At 73.2% G+C, this 1,755-nt stretch carries 1 protein-coding gene; it reads left to right on the forward strand.

All coding sequences use genetic code 11. The features are described 5' to 3' along the window. On the forward strand, positions 1–1,556 hold a 1,556-nt coding region (gene mltA, locus AC1DXV_RS34295; RefSeq protein WP_477938003.1), incomplete at its 5' end, for a murein transglycosylase A. Positions 1,557–1,755 lie beyond the last annotated feature (199 nt).

Raw genomic sequence — 1,755 nt, forward strand, 5'->3', positions numbered from 1 at the left:
CCGTGCCGCTGTCCAACGCCGGTGCCGCGCCGGGCGTGGCGACCCCGAAATCGGGGGTGGCGCGGGTGGCGGCGCCGAGCGAGGTGCGCACCCGCAACGCCGTCTTCAAGCTGGCGGGCTTCGACGAGCTGCCCGGCTGGCAGCAGGACGACCTGCGCGCTGGCTGGGGCGCGTTCCGCAATTCGTGCGAGGCGCTGCGCAAGCGCGACGAATGGCGCGAGATCTGCGACGCGTCGCAGCGCGTGCCGGCCACCGACACGGTAGCGATGCGCGGTTTCTTCGAGAGCCGTTTCTCGCTGCTGCGCATCCTGAACACCGACGCGAGCCGCGAGGGCGACATCACCGGCTACTTCGAGCCGCTGCTGGACGGCCAGCGCCAGCGCAGCGCCGTCTACGACGTGCCGGTGCTGGGCGTGCCGCGCGACCTGTACACGATCGATTGGTCGAGGGTGCCGAAGGCGCAGCGGCGCGGCGTGATCGCGGTGCGCGCGGATGGCAACCAGCTGATCGTGCTGCCGGCACCGCAGGCCGGCAGCTACGCGATGGACCTGCGCCGCTTCGAGCTGGACGACCGCGACCGCCGGCTGCGCGTGCGGCTGACCGGCAGCGGGGCCACGGCCCGTGCCGAGCCGTACTACACCCGGGGCGAGCTGGAGGCGCTGAACCTGCCGCAGGACATCGGCGCGCCGGTGCTCGCGTGGGTGGCCGACGGGCTGGCGCTGTATGCGATGCAGGTGCAGGGCTCGGGGCGCATCCGCCTGCCCGACGGCAGCATCCTGCGGGTGCAGTACGCCGAGCAGAACGGGCATCCGTTCAAGCCGCTGCGGGTGGCGGCGGTCAAGAGCACCAAGGTCGTGACGCGCGGCACCGGTGCGGCGGCGGAGCAGCCGCAGGAGTTCGTGCTGGAGGACGAGGCGGTGGCCGACGAGGAGCCGGTCGTCACGCGCGGCAAGGCCATACCGACGGCACCGACGGCACCGGCGGCGCCGGCGCGCAGCCCGTCGCGCGGCGCCTCGGACAGCCTGGTCGACCAATTGCTCGGCGGCGCGAAGGCGCCGGCGGCAGCGCCGGCGAAACCGCCGACGCGCGTCACGCAGGGCCGGCTGGTGTCCGACCCCAGCTATGTGTTCTTCAAGACGGTGACCGACCGGCCGGCCGCCGAGGGCCCGCAGGGGGCGCTGGGCGTGCCGCTGACGGCGGGGCGGTCGGTGGCGGTCGACCCCAGGGTGACGCCGCTCGGCTACCCGGTGTTCCTCAGTGCGCCGGCGCCGTCGGGCTCGGCGATCCAGGTGCAGCGGCTGGTGTTCGCGCAGGACACCGGCGGCGCGATCCGCGGTGCGGTGCGGGCCGACTATTTCTGGGGCTTCGGTTCCGAGGCCGGGCAGAACGCGCGCAGCACGAAGCACCGCGGGCAGATGTGGGTGTTGCTGCCGACGGCGGAGGCGAAGCGGCTGTCGAGCAGCCGGATCGTCACGCGTGGTGGGGCGGTCGCGTCGGACGTCGAGGCGGGGCAATGCCTCGTTGCCGACGGCGACTTCTGCTCGGAAGTGGACTGAGTTTCTCGCCAGGCCGCCGGCACGCGGGCGCACGAGGGATGCGCGGCGGGCCGGCGGCATGCCGAGCATCGCCTTCAGCGATTCGCCGCCCGGCACAGGAGCTCTCACAGGGAACGGGTTCAGAGGTGGCCTGAGACGAAGTCGTTGAGCTCGAGCCGCTCCTCGGGCGTCAAGATCTCGTCTGCCTGCACCTCCTCAC

This window comes from Rhizobacter sp. P3_C12 (assembly GCF_056402735.1).